The following is a 4,757-nucleotide window of genomic DNA, read 5'->3' as shown; positions in this document are numbered from 1 at the left end:
CAGCCCTCCAACCACGAGCCCCACACCGGCTGCCACAGCCCAGCATCCACCCGTTATAACGATGTTGTACCTGAGTAATCGCTAAACATAACGGGCATATGCCACACCGTCAACCGCTGTCGGTGAACCGCCCCCCACTACACCGCCTCGCCCAGGTTGATAGTTAGCGAACCGATATATCGTCCTGGCCATAGCTCAAGGACACACGAGCAAAATCATCGGCCACGTCAACGCCACAACATCACTGCGTCTCGCCAGCCCAAGAATGGCTAACGAACCATTCAGGTTTTCAGGTCGCCCGACTGCTCCCCACCGTCAGAGAACGCGGTGCGCCAACGGGACCGCCAGGGCACCAACTCGCGCGTACCTCGCGTCGCGCCAAGACCCTAGCCCGACTTACCGCCTTTGCCTGCAGTACCTGCAGCACCCTGTGCCCCGGCGGTCCCGGAATCGGCTCGGCTACCGTCGGCTTCCATGCCACCGGCACCGCCCTTGCCACCGACGCCGCCCTTCCCGCCGACAGTGCCATAGCCAGCGGCACCGCCTTTGCCGCCCGTGCCGTTGTTGTGGGTGCCCGCGGCACCGCCGTCGCCGCCGTCACCGCTGGTACCACCCTTGCCGCCAGTCCCGCCGGCGCCGCCGGCGCCGGCCTGACCGGCACCGTCGGCGCCAACGCCCGCGGCGCCACCTGAGCCACCGACTCCGCCCACACCGCCGGTACCGCCCCTACCGCCGTCACCTCCGTTACCGCCGTCGCCCGCGGTGTTGTTGGCGCCGGGCATACCCCATGCCTCGCCGCCTTTACCGCCGTCACCGCCGTCACCGGCAGCACCACCCTTGCCGCCAGTACCGCCGGAACCGCCGATGCCACCGTTGCCGCCGACTCCGCGAATCGCCCCACCATCGCCGCCGGCACCCGCGGCGCCGCCAGCACCGCCAACGCCACCGACCGACCCCTCACCACCGATACCGCCCCGACCGCCCTTACCGCCATCGCAAACGGAGCCCACTACACCGCAGTAGGCATAGCCGCCGTCGCCGCCCCTACCGCCATCGGCGCTGAGACCGCCGCGGCCTCCGACACCGCCCTGGCCGCCATAGGCCTGGCCGGTCCCTACTTCGGCCTTGCCTCCGGTGCCGCCATTGCCGCCATCCTGGGCATATCCGTTGTTGTTGTCGTTGTCCCCGTGTGCGCCGTTACCGGCATGACCGCCTCGAAATGGCGTGTCCATGCTCCCTTGGAAAGCGGTCGGGGATCCGACGTTAGTGCCATTCTCACCATCCGCAGCTCTTGGATACGCCGCGTTATAACCCGGGACCGGCCCCAATGTTCCTGTCGCGCCGTCGCCGCCGTGGCCGCCGTTGCCGCCGTTGCCGATGTTGCCGCCGTTGCCGCCGTTGCCGCCTTTGCCGCCGGTGCCACCGGGGGTGGTGGCATCAGCGCCGCTGCCGCCGTTGCCGCCGTTGCCGTAGACCCCATCGGGTAGTTCACCGTGGGCGCCATCGCTACCGGCAGTGGAACCGGCACCGCCGGTGCCGCCGGCCCCGCCGGCCCCGGCATTGCCACCGTTGCCACCGTGACCGCCGGCCCCGGATGTGCTGTCGTGGCCGTCGGTGCCGTCACCGGGGATACCGCCGGTACCCCCGGTGCCTCCGTTGCCGCCAGCACCCTGGTTGCCGCTGTTCCCGCCACCGGCTCCGCCGTCACCACCATGCCCACCCTGGCCACCGGTGCCACCGTGACCGCCGTCGGAGCCGGCGGACGACGTCCAGGTGTGCCCGGTGCCGCCCTGGCCACCGGTGCCCCCGGTACCCCCGTCACCGCCGTCCCCATCGGCTCCGGCCACCCCGGTATCACCGGAACCACCCGCAGCCACCGCACCCCCGACTCCGCCGGCACCGCCGGCACCGCCGTGGCCACCAACCCCACCGGTAAAGCCCGTACCGCCATCGCGAGAGCTGCCCACAGCACCCGCAGTGCCCCGTGCGCCGGTTCCACCATCGCCACCGTCGCCACCGGTGCCCGCCGCACCCCCGCCACCGCCATCACCACTAACCGATCCGCCTAATCCGCCCTGCCCGCCGTCACCGCCGACACCGCCGGCACCGCCGTCATGACTCGCCGTCCCCAACCATCCCGACCCCCACGGCAAGAGAAGACCTGCACCAGCAGTGGCCCCGGCCCCACCGTCGCCTCCCGCACCCCCGACACCACCGTTGCCGTAGAGACCACCGTTGCCGCCATTACCGCCCAAACCACCGGCCCCGCCGCCACCACCGCGCCCTAGTGCCGGATCAAAACTGTCGCTACCGGCCGCCCCGGTCCCACCGCGACCGCCGGCCCCACCTACACCGCCATCACCATGAGTGCTGCCGTTACCGCCGTTACCACCGAGCCCGCCGGCACCACCATTGCCGTCATTGACCTCAACACTGTCAGAACTGAACCCATCACCCCCGGCCCCACCAGCACCCCCGGCAACCACCGCGTTACCGTCCACACCCGCAGCCCCCACCACACCGGCACTGCCACCACCGGCCCCGCCGGCCCCGGCCAGCCCGGCATCACCACCGTCACCGCCACGGCCGCCATCGACCTGCTCAGCAATACCCGCCGCCCCGGCACCACCATCACCAGCCCGGCCGGCATCACCACCACGGCCACCATCACCACCAGCGCCGGCCACCCCATCAGGGCCACCACCAGTGGAACCACCACCGGCACCACCGCGGCCCCCGCCACCACCGAGACCACCATCACCACCGGACCCACCGGCGCCACCGACCCCATCGCCGCCCTCGGCGAACGATCCCAGCACCCCGGACTGCCCCGCACCCCCGGCACCGCCGGAACCTCCCACCCCACCGAAACCACCCACACCGCCAACAGCGCCCACACCCCCGGCACCACCATCACCACCGACACCACCATGGCCGCCATGACCACCATCAGCACCCGGGGCATCGCCGTCAGCACCGATATAGCCGCGACCACCCGCGCCCCCGGCACCACCATTACCGCCGACACCCTGCGCCGCGCGGTCGATCCCGTCGGCTTCTAAACCACCCAGGCCGCCAGCACCACCAGCGCCACCATGACCGCCACGAGCACCATCCAGGTTTCCGGCATCACCATCAGCACCCGCCAACCCGGTGCCACCGTTACCGCCGGCGCCACCAGCCCCGGCCTTGCCATCGATACCGCCCGCGGCCTGGCTGCCATCACCGTTAGCGCCCCCAACACCACCGCTACCGGCGTTACCACCGGCGCCCCCGGCCGCACCGTCAGCGCCATCAATACTGGCCGCAGTCCCCTCGGCACCAGCACCACCGGCAGCGCCTTGACCACCCGAGCCACCATCACCGCCGAGTCCACCGCCACCATGGGCGCCCGCGGTTGCGCCGGCACCACCGAGGCCGCCATCACCACCGGCACCACCGTTACCGCCGTGCTCACCGCTGGCACCCGGGGCATCCCCGTCAGCACCGGTATAGCCGTGACCACCCGCACCCCCGGCACCACCATTGCCGCCGACACCCTGCGCCGCGCGGTCGACACCGTTGGCTTCTAAACCACCCAGGCCACCGGCACCCCCAGCCCCACCATGACCACCACGAGCACCATCCAGGCTTGCGGCGTCACCATCGGTACCGGCCAACCCGCCACCACCGTTACCGCCGGCGCCACCAGCCCCGGCCTTGCCATCGATACCGCCCGCGGCCTGGCTGCCATCACCATTGGCGCCCCCAACACCACCGCTACCGGCGTTACCACCGGCACCACCGGCCGCACCGTTAGCGCCGTCGATACTGGCCGCAGTCCCCTCGGCACCAGCACCACCGGCAGCGCCTTGACCACCCGAGCCACCATCACCGCCGAGCCCACCACCACCATGAACACCGGCGACCGAACCGGCACCACCGAGGCCGCCATCACCACCGGCACCACCATGGCCGCCATGACCACCATCAGCACCCGGGGCATCCCCGTCAGCACCGGTATAGCCGTGACCACCCGCACCCCCGGCACCACCATTGCCGCCGACACCCTGCGCCGCGCGGTCGACACCGTTGGCTTCTAAACCACCCAGGCCGCCAGCACCCCCAGCCCCACCATGACCACCGCGGCTGCCATCCAGGCCCGACGCATCACCATCGGAACCGGCCAACCCGGTGCCACCGTTACCGCCGGCGCCACCAGCCCCGGCCTTGCCATCGATACCGCCCGCGGCCTGGCTGCCATCACCATTGGCGCCCCCGACACCACCGGCACCGGCGTTGCCGCCGGCCCCACCGGCCGCACCGTCAGCGCCGTCGATACTGGCCGCAGTCCCGTCGGCACCAGCACCACCAGCAGCACCCTGACCACCCGAGCCACCATCACCGCCCAGTCCACCACCACCATGAACACCGGCGACCGAACCGGCACCGCCAAGGCCACCATCACCGCCGGCACCACCGTTACCGCCGTGCTGCCCGCTGGCACCCGGGGCATCCCCGTCAGCACCGGTGTAACCGTGGCCGCCGGCCGCGCCGACACCACCATTGCCGCCCACACCATCAGCAGCCCGATCGATACCGTTGGCTTCTAAACCACCCAGACCACCGGCACCTCCAGCGCCACCATGACCACCGCGGCTGCCATCCAGGCTTGCGGCGTCACCATCAGCACCGGCCAACCCGGTGCCACCGTTACCGCCGGCGCCACCAGCCCCGGCCTTGCCATCGATACCGCCCGCGGCCTGGCTGCCATCACC

1 protein-coding gene is annotated in these 4,757 nt (G+C 71.3%); it reads right to left on the bottom strand.

The window, feature by feature from the left end:
* Positions 1 to 386: 386 nt before the first annotated feature.
* A partial coding sequence (locus tag AWC24_RS23380) for a PE family protein (protein ID WP_207568334.1) occupies positions 387 to 4,757 on the bottom strand: 4,371 nt, incomplete at its 5' end.

It is taken from the genome of Mycolicibacter senuensis, assembly GCF_002101885.1.
Lineage (GTDB): Bacteria > Actinomycetota > Actinomycetes > Mycobacteriales > Mycobacteriaceae > Mycobacterium > Mycobacterium senuense.
The sequence above is the reverse complement of the archived record's forward strand: the minus strand, read 5'-3'. Positions and strand labels throughout refer to the sequence as shown.